The organism is Gordonia malaquae NBRC 108250 (assembly GCF_000344135.1).
GTDB classification, from domain to species: Bacteria; Actinomycetota; Actinomycetes; order Mycobacteriales; family Mycobacteriaceae; genus Gordonia; species Gordonia malaquae.
This window is the reverse complement of sequence record NZ_BAOP01000008.1, coordinates 21,428-37,838: the sequence shown is the minus strand read 5'-3', so window position 1 is coordinate 37,838 and position 16,411 is coordinate 21,428. Positions and strand designations below refer to the sequence as shown.

Annotated in this window: 16 protein-coding genes; 7 read left to right on the top strand and 9 right to left on the bottom strand. The window is 67.0% G+C overall.

What is annotated here, in order from left to right; genetic code table 11:
* Positions 1-186: 186 nt before the first annotated feature.
* The 5 genes from GM1_RS06995 to GM1_RS06975 all read right to left on the bottom strand — a co-directional run bounded on the left by GM1_RS06995 (position 187) and on the right by GM1_RS06975 (position 5,669).
* The gene (locus tag GM1_RS06995; RefSeq protein WP_008377589.1) at positions 187-1,809 is read right to left on the bottom strand and encodes a SpoIID/LytB domain-containing protein; all 1,623 of its coding nucleotides are present in this window, start codon (positions 1,807-1,809) and stop codon (positions 187-189) included.
* 312 nt (positions 1,810-2,121) lie between these two features.
* Positions 2,122-2,952, bottom strand: a complete 831-nt coding sequence (locus GM1_RS06990) for an HAD family hydrolase (protein WP_008377588.1) — start codon at positions 2,950-2,952, stop codon at positions 2,122-2,124.
* On the bottom strand, positions 2,949-3,737 hold the full coding sequence (locus tag GM1_RS06985) for a lysophospholipid acyltransferase family protein (protein WP_008377587.1): 789 nt from the start codon (positions 3,735-3,737) through the stop codon (positions 2,949-2,951). The genes GM1_RS06990 and GM1_RS06985 overlap by 4 nt, the downstream gene beginning before the upstream one ends.
* A 1-nt stretch (position 3,738) precedes the next feature.
* Entirely contained in the window at positions 3,739-4,485 is a 747-nt protein-coding gene (locus tag GM1_RS06980; protein WP_008377586.1) for a lysophospholipid acyltransferase family protein, read from the bottom strand.
* Between the two features lie 47 nt (positions 4,486-4,532).
* Positions 4,533-5,669, bottom strand: coding sequence for an acyl-CoA dehydrogenase family protein (locus GM1_RS06975; RefSeq protein WP_008377585.1), 1,137 nt, complete (start codon positions 5,667-5,669; stop codon positions 4,533-4,535).
* Between the two features lie 99 nt (positions 5,670-5,768).
* On the opposite strand from GM1_RS06975, the gene GM1_RS06970 reads away from it, so the two are divergent.
* The 3 genes from GM1_RS06970 to GM1_RS06960 all read left to right on the top strand — a co-directional run bounded on the left by GM1_RS06970 (position 5,769) and on the right by GM1_RS06960 (position 8,723).
* Positions 5,769-6,344, top strand: coding sequence for a TetR/AcrR family transcriptional regulator (locus GM1_RS06970; RefSeq protein ID WP_008377584.1), 576 nt, complete (start codon positions 5,769-5,771; stop codon positions 6,342-6,344).
* Positions 6,345-6,492: 148 nt separating this feature from the next.
* Positions 6,493-8,070, top strand: coding sequence for an MBL fold metallo-hydrolase (locus GM1_RS06965; RefSeq protein ID WP_008377583.1), 1,578 nt, complete (start codon positions 6,493-6,495; stop codon positions 8,068-8,070).
* Positions 8,071-8,084: 14 nt separating this feature from the next.
* Positions 8,085-8,723: a TetR/AcrR family transcriptional regulator gene (locus GM1_RS06960; protein ID WP_008377582.1), complete on the top strand. Its 639-nt coding sequence runs from the start codon at positions 8,085-8,087 to the stop codon at positions 8,721-8,723.
* A 282-nt stretch (positions 8,724-9,005) separates the two neighbouring features.
* On the opposite strand, the gene GM1_RS06955 is transcribed toward GM1_RS06960, so the two are convergent.
* The gene (locus tag GM1_RS06955; protein ID WP_008377581.1) at positions 9,006-9,764 is read right to left on the bottom strand and encodes a CPBP family intramembrane glutamic endopeptidase; all 759 of its coding nucleotides are present in this window, start codon (positions 9,762-9,764) and stop codon (positions 9,006-9,008) included.
* A 66-nt stretch (positions 9,765-9,830) separates the two neighbouring features.
* On the bottom strand, positions 9,831-10,595 hold the full coding sequence (locus tag GM1_RS06950) for a DUF2470 domain-containing protein (protein ID WP_008377580.1): 765 nt from the start codon (positions 10,593-10,595) through the stop codon (positions 9,831-9,833).
* Positions 10,596-10,724: 129 nt separating this feature from the next.
* Between GM1_RS06950 and pheA the strand changes: the two genes are divergently transcribed.
* Together pheA and GM1_RS06940 are read left to right on the top strand one after the other, a co-directional pair.
* A complete protein-coding gene (gene pheA / locus GM1_RS06945; protein ID WP_040519679.1) occupies positions 10,725-11,648 on the top strand; it encodes a prephenate dehydratase in 924 nt (307 codons plus the stop codon).
* Position 11,649: 1 nt separating this feature from the next.
* Positions 11,650-12,294 carry a histidine phosphatase family protein gene (locus tag GM1_RS06940; RefSeq protein WP_008377578.1) on the top strand — a complete coding sequence of 215 codons (645 nt, stop codon included), beginning with the start codon at positions 11,650-11,652 and terminating at the stop codon, positions 12,292-12,294.
* A gap of 387 nt (positions 12,295-12,681) precedes the next feature.
* On the opposite strand, the gene GM1_RS06935 is transcribed toward GM1_RS06940, so the two are convergent.
* Positions 12,682-13,032 (bottom strand): metallopeptidase family protein, encoded by a 351-nt coding sequence (locus GM1_RS06935; protein ID WP_008377577.1) that lies wholly within the window; start codon positions 13,030-13,032, stop codon positions 12,682-12,684.
* A 3-nt stretch (positions 13,033-13,035) separates the two neighbouring features.
* On the bottom strand, positions 13,036-14,235 hold the full coding sequence (locus GM1_RS06930) for a septum formation family protein (RefSeq protein WP_008377576.1): 1,200 nt from the start codon (positions 14,233-14,235) through the stop codon (positions 13,036-13,038).
* Positions 14,236-14,289: 54 nt separating this feature from the next.
* Between GM1_RS06930 and serS the strand changes: the two genes are divergently transcribed.
* Positions 14,290-15,546: a serine--tRNA ligase gene (gene serS, locus GM1_RS06925; protein WP_008377575.1), complete on the top strand. Its 1,257-nt coding sequence runs from the start codon at positions 14,290-14,292 to the stop codon at positions 15,544-15,546.
* A gap of 13 nt (positions 15,547-15,559) precedes the next feature.
* On the top strand, positions 15,560-16,384 hold the full coding sequence (locus tag GM1_RS06920; RefSeq protein ID WP_008377574.1) for a hypothetical protein: 825 nt from the start codon (positions 15,560-15,562) through the stop codon (positions 16,382-16,384).
* Positions 16,385-16,411: the final 27 nt, after the last annotated feature.

Here is a 16,411-nt window from a genome sequence, read left to right as displayed (position 1 = left end):
CCACCCGCCGCTCGACCGTCACCACACAGCGCGTCTCGACTGCGCTCGACGAACCGGAAAGGTCCCGACGCCAGGCGAACCGGCGTCGAAGTTCCGACGCCAGGCGAACCGGCATCGAAGTTCCGACGCGACGCACCCACCCGGGTTCCCGAGCGCAGTCGAGGGGCGCACGACGGGACTGGAGGGCTAGCGCAGGCCGTCGACGGTCGGGAAGCCCAACTTCGCGAGGCCGCCCGCGTTCAGGAACTCGGTCAGAGCGTCGCCGAAGAGCGCGTGAGCACCGGTCAGCGGACTGAAGTACAGGACGCCGTTCTGCAGCACCTGCACCAGGCCGTGCATGCCGCGACCGTCGGTGATGAGCTGCGGTGCACTGACGGTGCCGGTGGAACCCTGCGAGTTGTCACTCTGCTCCTCGCTCACCAGGCCCTTAAGCGAGTCTGCCTTGAGGCCGAGCGCAGCCGTGCCCTGAGCGATGATCTGCTCGATGATCGGCCGCAACTGCGCGGTGATCGACTCCAGGTCGGGTGAACCGAGCGCCGACAGACCGGGGATCACCTGATTGAGGACGTCACCGATCGGCCCGAGGTCGAGGAGGCCACCGCCCGCGGCAGGCGGAGCCACCACCGGCTTCACGATCTTGGGCATCGACTTCTGCCCTTGGATCGAGAACCAGTCGGACTTGAGCTGCAGCTTCACGCGAGCGTCGTTGCCGCTGGCTTCGACGGTGCGGGCGGTGCCGACCACACGCACCTTGACCACTCGACCGCTTCCCGCGCCGAGACCGTTGGCCTCGATCACTTCGAAGCTCTTGAGCGAACCGACGCCGAACGCCGACGCGATGCTGCCCGCGCTGACCTCTGCCTTCCAGTTGTGGGTGGGCGACAGGGCGTCACCCTTGTCTTCGACTGCGGGAAACAGTCCTCCCGCGGTGTAGCCGCCGGTGGACGCGGAGAACTCGGTGAGTGCGGGCTTGCCTGCGAGGAGCCGGATCTGTCCCGCAGTCGCATCGGCGGCGCGCGAGGTGCGCGGATCCTCGCCGGATGCACCGTGGTACATCTGCGACGACTGCGTGTTGTCCATGGCTCGGCCCGACTGCAGACCGGACAGGACGTAGGAACGAGCCGCTACGGCCTGCGCCTTGAGCGCTTCGAAACCGCCGGTGTCGGCCCACGACGGGACCGACTCCTTCGGGATCACACCCTTCACGTAGTCGTCGACGTGGAGTTTGTTGATCACCTTGCCGCCCGCGGTGCCGATGGACCCGCGGTACTTGTCACCGCTCGAGCAGAAGGTGAGGAATTCGTTTGCCGGCCGGTTCGGCGCGGTGTTGATCGGGTCGACCTGTGTGGCGGGGACCGTCTTCACGACGGCGCCTCCGCACCCCTGGGTGATGGTGGCGTTGCCCCCGGACAGGCTTACAGCCTGCCCGGGAGCCACCGTCTGGCCGCCTACTCGCGATCCCGCTGCCGCATGGACACTGACAGACGACTTCTCGCTGAGCGAGACCGTCACCTCACTGGCAGTGCCCACCTTCCCCGCGGTGGTGTTGCTGTAGTAGTGGCGCAGGATCCGATCCGCCGACCAGCCTTGTTTGGCATAGCCGTACGCACCCCACTGACCCAGTCCGCGTCCGTGCCCGTGACCGTGGCCGTCGAGCACATAGCTGCTGTCTGCGGCCAGGCCGACATCGCTGTTGAGGATGTCGGATCCGCCGATGACAAGACCGCCGGCGAGGAGCGCAGGCGCCAACCCCAGCGCTGCAAAAGTGAGCGTTCGCTTCTTGGTACGACTGGGACGGACGTTGGGCACTGCAGAACCCCTTCGGGCGGGAACCCCGGGAGCGCTCCTGGGGCCCGTGTGACTAGTGGGACTCCTGTGACAGTAGTGAAGATCCGTGCCGGACGACAACCTCACGCGGTCACAAGCGCGTCACGGTTGTCGGACGAGTGTTCGAATGTTGCTTGGCGATTGCTGCGGCACCCACCCATCACCGCCCACGTGACCACACGCTTCCCGAGCGCAGTCGAGGGAACCGGGCCGGCACGTCTCGACTGCGCTCGACGAACGGAAAGGGACGGTGCGAACGGAAAAGGAACGCTGCGAACGGAAAGGGACGCTGCGTCAGAACCAGCGGTCGAGAACGTGCGCGATCCCGTCGTCGGCAGCCGAACCGGTCACCTCGTCGGCGGCGGCCAGAGCGAGCGGATCGCCGTTGCCCATCGCGACGCCGTGCGACGCCCAGCGAAGCATCTCGACGTCGTTGGCCATGTCGCCGAACGCGATCGACGCCCCACCGTCGACGTCGGTGTTGGCGAGGAGCCAGGTCAGACCGGCCGCCTTGTGGACGCCGGGCACCGACAGCTCGATCAGTCCGGTGTCAATGGAGAAGGTCACCTCGGCGAGATCCCCGACCAGCGGTGCGACGGCCGCGGCCATCTCACGTGACGACATGCCGGGCTTGCGAGCCAGAAGCTTCACCGCAGGCGCCTCGACGAGTCTGGAGTCACTGACCTCGACGTGATCCGGATTGAGCCACGCATGTTGGTAGCCTGCGGTCGCGACGAACGACGACGTGGCGGCGTCGTGCGCCGACGTCCCGGCCCGCTCGGCGGCCAGACCCGCCCCGGGGACGGCCTGCATGCAGATGTCGCGGAGAGTCTCGAGCACGTCGGTGTCCAGCTCGGCCGCGTGCAGGATACGGTCGGCGAGCACGTCGTAGACGATGGCGCCGTTGGCGCACACCGCGAACCTCACGGCGGCGGGAGTGCCCGCGAGCTGCTCGGTGATCGGCGGCACCCACCGTGGCGGCCTGCCCGTCGACGGGATCAGCTCGACACCTGCGGCGCGTGCCCGCACCAGGGAGTCGACGGTGCGCGGCGAGATCGCGTCGTCTCCGACGATGAGGGTCCCGTCGACATCGGACGCGATCATGGTCGGTGGACCGAAGGTCACTTCTTCCCCTGCTTCTTCTCGAGGTTCTTCGCACGCTTCGCGGCACGGCGAGCCGCCTTCTCGGCGGCGTCGGCGTCTTCCAACCCGAGCGCCTGCTCCGGAGTCGGGGCCGACCCGCCGAGACGGGCGGGCACCCAGTCCGCGCCCGCGGGAGCGTCCTGGTAGTCGTCCTGCACGCGGTGCAGTTGCTCGGCCATCACCTCGTGCATCGCGGCGGTCGCGTCGTGCACATCGCTGTCGGCGTCGAAACGGATCGGCTCGCCCACGTCGACGCGGATCGGAATGCGGTGACGTCCCATACGGCGAGTGGCACCCTTGGTCCATTGTCGGTGGGCGCCCCACACGATCACCGGGATCACCGGAACGCCTGCCTCCAGCGCCATCCGGGCCGCACCGGTCTTGAACTCTTTGAGTTCAAAACTGCGGCTGATCGTGGCCTCCGGGTACACACCGACGAGCTCGCCCGACCGCAGGTCGTCGACGGCGACCCGGTAGGCGTCTGCGCCGGCCGACCGGTCGACCGGGACCGCCCGGCAGTGTTTGACCAGGAACCGCATGATGCCGATGTCCATGAGCTCGGACTTCACCATGAACCGCGCCCGCCGCCGGCGCTGCCGCAGTGCCAGGCCGAGCGGCATGAAATCGGTGAAGCCCGTGTGGTTGACGGCGATCACCGCCCCACCCTCGGCGGGAATGTTCTCCAGTCCGGTGTACGTGCGCCGCGTGCCCTGCACGCCGTGAATCGACGCGGCGATCAGCTCGAGCGTGCGGTAGACGGGCTCCATCTCACTCCCCGCGCTTGCGGGCCTTCTCCTGCGCGTCCGCGGCGTCCATCGCGTTCGCCTCCTCGAGCGTCGGAGCACCGCCGCCACGAGCAGCGGGCACCCAGAACTCGCCGGGCGGGTACGGGCCGTAGTTGTCCTGCAGTTCGGTCAGCTTGGCGCGCATCGACTCGTGCAGTTGTGCAGTGAGCTGCTCCGGGGTGCCTTCCGGCGCGATCGGCTCGGCGACGCCGACCATGATCTTGTAACCGTTGCGGCCCATGCTCCGCGGGTGGCCCTTGGTCCAGATGCGCTGCGCGCCCCACACGATGGTCGGCACCAGCGGAGCACCGGATTCGAGGGCCATCCGGGCGGCGCCGCTCTTGAACGACTTCAACTCGAAGCTGCGGCTGATCGTGGCCTCCGGGTAGACGCCGACGAGTTCACCCCGCTTGAGGTAGTCGACCGCGTCCTGATAGCTCTGCGCACCGTTGGCCCGGTCGACCGGGATGTGCTTGAGCGACCGCATGATCGGGCCGCCGACCGAGTTGTCGAACACTTCCTTCTTCGCCATGAACCGCACATACCGGCGGCCCTGCAGGAACGCGGGAATGCCCGCGAAGGTGAAGTCGAGGTATCCGGTGTGGTTGAAGGCCACCACACCGGGTCCGTCGGCGGGGACGTTCTCGACACCCGAGATGTCGAACTTGAGGCCCTGCGCGAGCCACAACATGCGGGCGGTGGAGATCACAGACGCGTACACGGGTTCCATGCGACAAGCCTAGTCGGTGAGCCATGCTCTGCCCGCGGACGAACGGGTCACGCCAGCGAACGGCTGATGACGAGTCGCTGGATCTGGTTGGTCCCCTCGAAGATCTGGGTGATCTTGGCCTCGCGCATGAGCCGCTCGGGCCGGAAGTCGCGGGTGTACCCGTTGCCGCCGAGCACCTGGACGGCGTCGGTGGTGACCTTCATCGCGGCGTCGGTGGCGATGAGCTTGGCGACCGACGCGTTCCGCGAGTACGGGAGGCCGGCGTCGCGGCGACGTGCGGCGTCGAGGTAGGTGGCGCGTGCCGAGTCGACCGCGGCGGCCATGTCGGCGAGCAGGAAGCCCAGGCCCTGGTGATCGATGATCTTGCGGCCGAACGTCTCCCGTTCTTTGGCGTAGGCGACGGCTTCGTCGAGCGCCGCCTGTGCGATGCCGGTCGCGACCGCGGCGATGCCCAGACGCCCGGAGTCCAATGCACTGAACGCGATCTGCAGGCCCTGCCCCTCGGTGCCGATGCGCCGCTCATCCGGCAGGTGGACGCCGTCGTAGCGAGCGGAGGTGGTGGGCACCGCGGTGAGTCCCATCTTCTCCTCGGGTCGACCGAAGGTGAGGCCGTCCACGCCGTCGGGGACGAGGAAGCAGGAGATGCCCTTCGATCCCTCGCCGGTTCGCGCAAAGAGGTTGTAGAAGTCGGCGACGCCGCCGTGGGTGATCCACGCCTTCTCGCCGGTGACCGAATACCCGCCGTCGACCTTGGACGCCTTGCACGCCAAAGCCGCTGCATCGGATCCGGCTTGCGGCTCCGACAGGCTGTACGCGCCGATGGTCGAGCCGCCGAGCATGTCTGGCAGCCACTGCTCCTTCTGCTCCTGAGTTCCGAAGGCGAACAGCGGATGGCACGCGAGACTGTGCACACTCACCGCGACGCCGACGGCCGCCCAGCGGGACGCGATCTCCTCGAGAACCTGCAGGTACACCTCGTACGGCTGACCTCCGCCGCCCCACTCCTCCGGGTACGGCAGGCTCAGCAGCCCGGCCTCGCCCAGGGTCTCGAACACTCCGTCGGGGTACTTCTCGGCTTTTTCGTGCTCGTCGACGATCGGCGCCAGGACCTTGTCGGCGATGTCACGAGTCAAGTCGATGAGGTCACGCGCCTCTTCGGTCGGCAGCAGGCGGTCAGCAGGCACGGCGGGGCTCCTCGCGAGTTCGGACAGTACTGAAGATGCGATCAGAGTACTGCCGTCGTGGCAGTACTACAAGAGCTTCGCCAGTACTACTGTGGTGCCATGACCTCGTCGACGTTCGCCACCGCGCGCCACGCTCAGCTGTTCGACGACCTGCTCTCCCTGTTTCTCACCGAGGGCTTCACGCACCTCACCCTCGACACGATCGCCGCTCGCCTCAAATGCTCCAAATCCACGCTCTACAACCTCGCACCCAGCAAAGACGACCTGGTCCGGGCGACGACGATCGGCTTCTTCCGCCGCGCGACGCGCGATGTGGAAGCCGCCGTCGAAGCCTCCGACGGCCCGCGCGAGCAGATCACCGTGTACCTCGCCGCAGTCGGGCGCGCACTGTCGGGCGCCTCTCCGCAGTGGCTCGCCGATGTGGCGGCGTTCCCGCCCGCGCGCGAGGCGTACGAGCAGAACACCCGCATCGCCGCGGACCGCGTCAAGGAGTTGATCGACGCAGGCGTCGCCGCGGGATGCTTCCGTGATGTGCACGCGGCGTTCGCCGCCGATCTGGCCGCGACGACGATGGTCCGCATCCAGCAGGGCGCCGTGCGCGACGCGACCGGCCTCGCCGACGCGGACGCATACCGCGAGCTGGCCGCCATCCTGACCGCCGGGATCAGCGCCTGACGGGACTTAGGTCATACCGGCGACGCACAGAACCGGCCCACTCGGCGATATCCTCAACGTAGGAGGAGTCGCCGACGTCGTACTCCTCGCAGCGCTCATCACCGCCCAACCCGGCAGGTGACAGTCTCGACCGAAAGGCACCAGCTCCGTGCAGATCACCAGCATCGGCCACGCCGGATTCCACATCCAGACCGCGGCCGGCTCCATCGTGTGCGATCCCTGGGTGAACCCGGCCTACTTCGCGTCGTGGATCCCGTTCCCGGACAACACCGAACTCGACTGGAAAGACATCGGGGACTGCGACTACCTGTACGTCTCGCATCTTCACCGTGATCACTTCGACGAGAAGAACCTGCTCGAGAACGTCAACAAGGACGCGACCGTCCTCCTCCCCGACTACCCCGTGCCGGATCTCAAGCGCGAGCTCGAACGCCTCGGATTCACCAAGTTCGTCGAGACCGACGATTCGAAGAAACATCGAGTCTCCGGCCCCAAGGGCGATCTCGATGTGATGATCATCGCCCTGCGCGCACCGGCCGACGGTCCGATCGGCGACTCCGGGCTCATCGTCGACGACGGCGAGACCGTCTGCTTCAACATGAACGATGCCCGGCCGATCGATCTCGACGTGATCCGCGAGGAGTTCGGGCGGGTGGACGTCCACCTGCTGCAGTACTCGGGCGCCATCTGGTACCCGATGGTCTACGACATTCCGCGGAAGTCGAAGGCGAACTTCGCGATGCAGAAGCGTCAGCGCGGCATGGATCGTGCTCGGTCGTACATCGAGCAGGTGGGAGCGACCTGGGTGGTTCCGTCAGCTGGTCCGCCGATGTTCCTGGACGACGACCTGTACGTCCTCAACGACTTCAACACCGGCAGCGACGCCGACAAGGCCAGCATCTTCCCCGACCAGGCCGACTTCCTGGAGCAGATGCGGGTCCACGGGACCGACGACGGCGTCAAGCACCGCGGCTTGATGATGGTGTCGGGCTCGAAGGCCGACTTCCGCGCCGACGAGCTGCTCGAGATCTCGCATCCCTACCCGCCGGAGCAGGTGTTCGGCGAGGGCAAGAAGGCGTATCTCGACTCCATGAAGGCCAAGTTCGCGCCGATCATCGCCGCCGAGAAGGCGACGTGGGCCGACGCCGACGGTGAGCCGCTCCTGCCACAGCTCAAGGCGCTGTTCGAGCCGATCATGGCGGCGTCCGACCTGATCTCGGACGGCATCGGCTACCCGGTCGGCCTGATGGTGGGCGACGAGACGTTTGTGCTCGACTTCCCGAAGCGCATCGTGCGGATGAAGGAGGACGGCGACGGCAAGTACCGGTACGGCTTCCGCATCGCTCCCGAGTTGGTCCGCACCGTGTTGCGTGACAACGAACCTGACTGGGTCAACACGATCTTCCTGTCGACCCGCTTCACCACGTGGCGCATCGGCGGCTACAACGAGTACCTGTACACGTTCTTCAAGTGCCTCACCGACGAGCGGATCGCGTACGCCGACGGGTGGTTCAACGAGGCTCACGACGATTCCGCGTCCATCGAGCTCGACGGCTGGAACATCCAACGACGATGCCCGCATCTGAAGGCGGATCTGAGCAAGTTCGGCGTCGTCGAAGGAGAGAAGCTGACCTGCAACCTGCACGGATGGCAGTGGGACCTCTCGAGTGGGCGCTGCCTCACGTCAAAAGGCCACGAATTGCGGTCCGAGCGCGCCCGGGCCTGATAGGAACTACTCCCGTGACGTCCGACGACCCGACCCGACCGTCTGCCCGCTCGTATCGCGGGCAGTCGTTGGCGGATCGTCGTGCCGATCGGCAGGCGCGGTTCAAGGCGGCAGGTCTGGAACTTTTCGGAACGCTCGGCTTCGCGAGGGTGACGATCTCCGCGCTGTGCGCCGAGGCCGGCCTGTCGCGCCGCCAGTTCTATGAGGAGTACTCCGGCAGCGAGGAATTGCTCACCGAGATCTATCAGGGCATTCAGACGACCGCATTGGAGCGGGTGTCCAATGCGATCGCCGACAGCGATCACACGGACGTGTACGGGGTCGCCCAGAATGCGATGCGAGCCTATCTCGACGCGGTTGCCGGAGATTCGCGGATCGTGCGGTGCGCGTTCATCGAGATCGGCGGCATCTCCGAGGCCATGGAATCGCATCGCATCCTCAGTCGCGACCAGTGGGCGCGGTACATGGGCACGATGATCGCGTCGCTGCCGGGCACGACGTCGAAGCCGATCGACTACAGCGCCACGGCGTTCATCGGGTCGATGACGGCGGTGGTCCACCGTTGGGCGACGGCCGATCCGCAGCCAGATCGCGAGATGGTCGTCGATTTGCTGGCCGATCTCCTAATTCGCATTGCGGTCGATCCTGACTGATTCAGCGGTATGTGTGCCCGGTAGGCACGTTTACAACGCCCAATGTCACACCAGCTCTATGCGGGACCGATAATCGCGTGATAGGTTCGTTCAGTCGGTTGTGAGACTGCGAAGTCTCACAACAAGCCGCCAGGTTCCGAGAGGAGCAGCGGCAGACAAAGCTCGATCCGGGTGGAATCGGGGCTCTTGGGAGGGAGCTGCTCGGATCGTTGGAGCGCGGCGAGGATCGCGGGGCCTGTCCCCAGCTTGATCCACGCCGCGCTCCCCCCGTCTTCGCTCCCGTCACAATCCGAGCCAGCCGAGGTGGTCGGCGAGCAGCGCGTACCCGACGAACGCGAGCACATCGATGAGCGTGTGCGCAATGATCAGCGGCCACAGACGATTCGTCTTCTGATACCAGCGTCCGAACACCAGGCCCATCACGACGTTGCCGACGCCGCCGCCGATGCCCTGATAGAGGTGGTAGCCGCCACGCAGCACGGCCGACGACACGAGTGTCGCCCCCTCGCCGACCCCCAACTGGCGCAGCCTTGTCATGAAGTAGGCGACGACGATCACCTCTTCGGCCACAGCATTGCCCGCCGCGATGACGCAGAGCAGCAGAATCCGCCACCACGGACTCCCCTCCGGAGCGGGGATCAGGTGCGCATTCCAGCCGACGGCCGTTGACGCGGCGACAAGGGCGAGCCCCGGGATTCCGATGACAGCGGCCAGCCCGACGCCCGGCACCAGATCGCGCTTCGCCGGCCGTCCCAGCCCGACGTCTTTGAGTCGGATTCCCGTCCGCCACAGCAGATATGCGCCGAGGGCCCCGATCGCGAACAGGCGGACCGCGCGCATCGACTGCCGAATCACATCGATGACCACCGACGACGACTCGGCAGGATTCAGCGCGACTGTCGTCTCCGAGATGCCCGCGCCGAGTCGGGCCTCGATCAGCGACAGGATCGCCGAAAGAGCAGAGAAGCCGAAAGTCAGGATTCCGACGATGACAAGTTCAACGATGATCGCCCGCCGCTGCCTCGGATCCTCCACTCGCACAGCACGACTCTAACGTCGGCGACTTCTCCCGCTCTCAGACCGAGAAGAGTCGCCACAGTTCCCGCGTCACATCAGATGATCGAGAGAAGGGTGCATGGCCAGCGCGTGAAGGGCCGCCGACAGGTCGGCGACGCGCGCGACGGGTCGACTGAACGGCAGGCGGACGTCGTCGTCGGAGTCGGCGGTCTCGATACGGAAGGTGATGCCGAAACGATCCAACCGCAGGGGCCGCACACGACCGGTGCGGAGCGCAGGCGGAAAGCGCCGCGCGAGCTGGTGGACGAGATCAGCGTGGTCGGACTCCAGGTGTGCCAGCCAATCGCCCTCGAAGGCCCAGAAGACGTCCGGCTCGGCGCAGGCGAGAGTCTCCACGGGCACCGCGCCCGCACCCGAGGTGGAGGCGATGACGGCCGATTCGATCGCCATGCGAATCATCGTGTAGCCGTGCCCGATGTCGAGGAGTCGTTCGTCCGGATGATCTCCGGCGATCTCGACAGCGAGTTCGCGCTGCATGTCGGCGGGCACCTCGAAGAGCTTTCCGGTGAGCCAGATCAGCGACCGGACCCGTTCGCGGAGCTGTAGCGGCGCCGTGTCGATCACCTCCAACACGGCCGACGTCTCGCCGTCGCCGTGTGCCACGCCGATCGCGGGCGCGTCGTCGGACAGCAGGAGGAACGCATCACCCTCGAACAGGTGAATCATGGTGACGGAGTCGCAGGCGGCGTCGGAGCCGTCGACCGAGAGGGTGCCTCCGGTGGCACGCCGGCACGCCGTCTGGATCTGCTCGGCGTCGCACGGCGCGGCGATGGTCTGCGTGGAACCGTTCGGCATCTGCACTCCTCGAATCGTTGATAGGCAACCCTAAGTAATGTGACCCTAACTTAGTGCGCCGTGCGGCGTCCGTCAACGGTGGCGATCAGGCCGAGCCGAACTCTGTGATGCTCGGTTACTGTGGACCACGTGCCAGTCTTCGCTTACTTCGGTCCCGCAGGCACCTTCACCGAGATGGCCCTCGACGAGATTCTCGCCAGGGCGCCGCACGACGAGACCGTCGAGAAATCACCGCTGGCCAGTCCGCTCGCTGTGATCGCCGCGGTACGCTCGGGCACAGCCGACTTCGGCTGCGTGCCGATCGAGAGCTCGCTTGAAGGCGCCGTCCCCGCCACGATGGACGCCCTCGTCCCCCACGACGGTCAGCGCCGTGTCCAGGCGTATGCCGAAGTGTCACTCGACATCGCGTTCACCATCGCCGCACGCACACCGATCTCCGACGACGCCGTTCGCACAATCGCCGCCTACCCGGTGGCGTCCGCGCAGGTGAGACGCAGTGTCGGCGAACGATTCGGCAACGCCGAGTTCGTCATCGCAACGTCGAACGCAGGCGCCGCCGCAGACGTCGCAGCCGGTCGAGCCGACGCCGCCGTCACCACGGCCGCCGCCGCGAGACTGCACGATCTGACGCCCATCGCCGAACACGTGGCCGACTCCGACGACGCCGTCACCCGATTCCTGCTGATCGGGCCGCCCGGGCGACCGACACCGGCGACGGGCACCGACCGCACGAGCGTGATCCTCGATCTGCCGAACGTTCCGGGCTCCCTGGTGACCGCGATGAACGAGTTCGCCACACGCGGCGTCGACCTGACCCGCATCGAATCCCGCCCGCGGGGCGCCGGCGCTCCCGGCCAGTACCGCTTCTACCTCGACGCCTGCGGTCACATCGACGACGCCGCCGTCGGAGAGGCTCTGAGGGCACTGCACCGCGGATCCGAGCGGGTGGTCTATCTCGGTTCGTGGCCCATCGACCGGGGCATCCCCGACGTGCCGCCGGACCACAGCGAATCACACGACTGGTTCGCACGACTGCTGGAAGGGACCGACTGACATGGCGCGACTACACCTCGTCCGGCACGGCGAGACCACGTCGAACGTGATGAAGATCCTCGACACGGCTCTCCCCGGCGCGTCCCTCACCGATTTCGGCGCCCGCCAGGGTGTCCGCTTCGGGCTCGACAACCCGGACGGCAGAGGAGCAGTGCTCGCCCACTCCGTGGCGAACCGTGCGCGGCAGACGGCCGACATGATCGCGTCGGCGTGGGACGGCGACACCGTCGCAGTCGACGGCGTCCACGAGATCCAAGTCGGCGACTTCGAAGGCCGCTCGGACCGTGAGGCGCACGAGGTGTTCCACGATGTCGTCACCCGGTGGCACAACGGCGACATCGACGCACGTCTGCCCGGAGGCGAGTCGCTGGAGATGCTCCGCGACCGCTACCTTCCGACCGTCGACGACCTGACCGAACGATTCATCGTCGGAGAGGACCGCGACGTCTACCTGGTGTCGCATGGCGCGGCGATTCGCCTGATCGCCGCGCACCTCTCCCAGATCGATCCACAGTTCGCGATGGAGAACTACCTGCCCAACACCGGGTCGGTCGATCTCGAATACCGGGACGGCCTGTGGGTCGTCCAGCGGTGGGGCTCCGCCGACCTCCCCACTCCGGGCGCCGTCGTCGATCCGATGGGCTGACTGGTCAATCCGGACCGGGGACCCACGGTCTATGGCTCGACTCAGGTGCCACGCGCTGCGACAGCTGAGACTCCCTGTCTGCGCCAACGAGTACGGATCCGGAACTCCCGGGTGGCGGTAGGTGATCGAGCACCAGCCCCATTCGACCTCGATGCAGCCCGGCGCTTCCCCTATCGGGTGAAGCCCCTCGCCGCGGCAAGGTCCCGGGAAGATTCGACCCGCCGAACGTTGTCGCGTTTGGCCAACTCGAAATCGAAGCGAAGGTTGGGGAGTTCGACGGCGTCATCAGGCAACGGTGCCACCTCCGCATGCTCCTGACATCGGTCTGATCATCAGTCTCCGACGGCATAGTGACGCCCGAGCTCGATGAAACGACGGATCTCAGGCCTATCCCCACCCGTTGACGTGAAGCCATTCGTCGTCGATGCCGAAATGATGACCGACTTCGTGGAGCACGGTCACCGCCACTTCGTGCCGAACCTCATCCGCCGAATGGCACATCGCCAGGATCGGATCGCGGTAGATCTCGATGGTGTCGGGAAGAAAGCCCTGGTAGTCGAAGGTTCGTTCGGTGAGGGCGACACCGTGATACAGCCCGAGGAGCGTCGGCTCCTCCGGATTGTGCGGCCGCACCAGGATCGCGATGTTCGACATCGCGTCAGTGAACTCGGTCGGCAATAGGTCGAGGGCGTCCCCGACGAGATTCTCGAACTCGCGGTTCGACATCACCACCGGCACGGCTCAGCCCCCGGGAGCCGGGATCTCCCGGTCGTCGACGTTGTAGCCGGGCGGAAGCGGCACCGGAGTTCCGAGTGAGCGGCCGGGCGGCCCCTTCTTCGGCGGCACCGGAACACGGCCGTTGATCAGGAGTTCGCCCTGACGTGCGTCACCGACGAGCGTCGCGAATCCGCCGCGGTCGGGCAGAGCGACGTAGCAGGCCACGCGTCGACTTCCCGTCAGCCAGCCGACTTCCGCGGTGACCGACCATTGGACGTTCAACGTCGTGTCGGCGAACTTGTCGGCTCCGCCGAAGAACTTGTTCGTCTGGGACGGGCAGATCCGCTTCAGATAGTCGTTCTGCGTCTCCGTGTTCGGCCACGGCTTGCCCGAGTTCCGGCCGCCGAATCGCTGGGACAGGTCGATGACGCCTGTCGTCTGGAAGGCGTGCGGCTCCGCGCAGTTCACCACCTTGCCGGTCGGCTCCCGCGTCTCCTTGTTGATGCCGATGCACGTGCCGACCGGCCACGCGAACGACTGGTCGACGTCGGCGACGCGCCCGGTGAACTCTTCCTGCACACCCTTGGCGCCCGCCTGCTCGATCCCGCAGCGCAACACCCGAGCTCCGCGCTCCCACTGCGCGCGGCCCGGACGCATCAGTCCGACGGAGAATCGGCCTGCGGGGTCGAGACCGCCACCGAGGTAGCGGTCGACGACGGCGGGGCAGTTCTCGTCACGTATCGACGCGAAACGCTCCTCCCCCGGCCACGGTGCGTCAGCGGCGAACTCCGATGAGGGAAACGCGGACGTGTCGAGTGTCCCGGCGACTTCGAAACGATGCGGGTCGGCACAATCGACGATGCTCGCCTGACTCGGCGGATTGACCGTCCACTGCAGGCAGTCGCCGGGCTCCGAACGGCTCAAGTCGTCGTCAATCGTGCTGCTCTCACCGATCTCGGTCGACCCGACCCCACCGCCTTCAGCGAACGCATCCGTCGCGAACAGCACACCTCCCGCGACAACGGCGCCGACCAGAACTGCACCGAGCACAAACCGCAGGCGATGCCGAGGACCGCGCGACGTCTCCGCGTCCGTGCCGGACGTGGCATCGTTCGGCAGATCGGAGGCGTCGCCTTCCGCTGGAAGTGTCGTGAACTCGTCGGCGTCGTCCAACGACGGCAGCCGTTCGCTGCCGTCCCCGCCGGTGTCGCTGTCGGAAGTCATCACAACCATCATGCCTGGTCGGTTGAGCCTGTGTCTTCCTAGTAGGGTCGAGGTGTGATCGATCTGAAGATCCTGCGTGATAATCCCGACCTCGTCCGCGCGTCACAGCGCACTCGCGGCGAAGACCCGGCGCTCGTCGACCAGCTGTTGCAGGCCGACGTGGACCGTCGTGCCGCCATCGCCGAGGCCGACGCCCTGCGCTCGGAGCAGAAGGCGCTCGGCAAACAGGTGGGCAAGGCGTCCGGCGACGAGAAGACAGCCCTCTTGGCGCGCGGCAAGGAACTCGCCGAGCAGGTCAAGGCCGCCGTCGCCCGTCAGAGCGAGGCCGACGAGACCGCGACTCGGTGCCAGCGGGCCATCTCGAACATCGTCTCCGAGGCCACCCCGCCCGGCGGCGAGGACGACTATGTCGTCATCGAGCACGTGGGTGAGCCCCGCGAGATCGTCGATCCGAAGGATCACCTGGAGATCGGCGAACGCCTCGGCCTCATCGACATGGCGCGCGGTGCGAAGGTGTCGGGGTCACGCTTCTACTTCCTCACCGGCCTCGGCGCGCAGCTGCAGCTCGGCCTGCTCAACATGGCGGCCGCCAAGGCCACCGCCAACGGATTCACCCTGATGATCCCGCCGGTGCTCGTGCGGCCCGAGGTGATGCAGGGAACCGGGTTCCTCGGCTCGCACGCCGACGAGGTGTACCGCCTCGAAGCGGACGACATGTACCTCGTCGGCACGTCGGAGGTGCCGCTCGCCGGCTACCACTCCGACGAGATCCTCGACCTCTCCGACGGCCCGAAGCGCTATGCCGGCTGGTCGACGTGCTTCCGACGCGAAGCCGGTTCGTACGGCAAGGACACCCGCGGCATCATCCGCGTCCACCAGTTCGACAAGGTGGAAGGCTTCGTCTACTGCAGGCCGGAGGACGCCGAAGCCGAGCACCAGCGGCTTCTCGCGTGGGAGAAGGACATGCTCGCCGCGATCGACGTCCCCTACCGCGTCATCGACGTCGCAGGCGGCGACCTCGGCAGTTCTGCGGCCCGCAAGTTCGACTGCGAGGCGTGGGTCCCGACGCAGAACACCTACCGCGAGCTGACGTCGACGTCGAACTGCACCACCTTCCAGGCTCGCCGCCTGCAGGTCCGCTACCGCGACGAGAACGGCAAGGCGCAGACCGCCGCCACGCTCAACGGAACGCTCGCCACCACCCGTTGGCTCGTCGCGATCCTCGAGAACCATCAGCAGGCCGACGGCTCGGTGAAACTGCCGGAGGAGCTCGCACGCTTCGTCGGCGTCGACGTCATCGCACCCAAGTAGCGCAGAAGCCGCGATGACTGTCGGCGTGATCGCCGCGGTCGTCGCCGCTCTCGCGTTCGGAACGGCATCGGTGATGCAGGCCCACGCGGCCACCAGGGCGAGCATCGACGCATCACCCCTGGCCGCGATGATCCATCCCGTCTTCCTGGCAGGCATGGCTCTGGACGCCGTCGGCTTCGTGTGCACGGCGGTCGCGTCTCGGACGCTTCCACTGTTCCTGTCGCAGCCGATCATCAGCTCGAACCTGCTGGTCACCGCGGTTCTCGCTGCCGTGGTGCTCGGCGTGACCCTGTCGCGGCGAGACCGGTTCGGGATCGCCGTCGCCGTCGTGGCCCTGGTGATCCTCGGGCTCACCGCGGGCGCCGAGGGACGTGACGATCCCGGACTCGCACTGCACTGGGGTCTGCTGGTCGCCGGCGTCGTCTTGCTCTCCGGCGGGTTGGTCGCGGTGGCCGCGGGAGGTCGACGCACCGCGCTGCCTGCAGCGATGGTCTCGGGGGTGTTGTTCGGCTTGATGACCGTCGCCGTCCGAGTGGTCGACGGGGTCGATCCGTTCCGGCTCGGCGAGATCCTGACCGACCCGGCCGCGTACGCGGTGGTCCTGTGCGGGGCAGGCGGCTTCTATCTGTTCACCGCCGCATTGCAGACCGGAGCCGTCGCGGGTGCCGCAGCAGCCGTCGCCGTCGGCGAGACCGTGATCCCGGGCGTCGTCGGCGCGGTTCTGCTGGGCGATTCCGCCCGCGCGGGGTGGGGCCCGGTCATGGTGATCGCCTTCGTCGCCGCGATCGGCGGCGCCGTCGTCGTGGCGCTGTCCGACGTGGTGGCGGCAGTCGAATAGCCGACGGACTCAGGTTTCGGCCAGGTG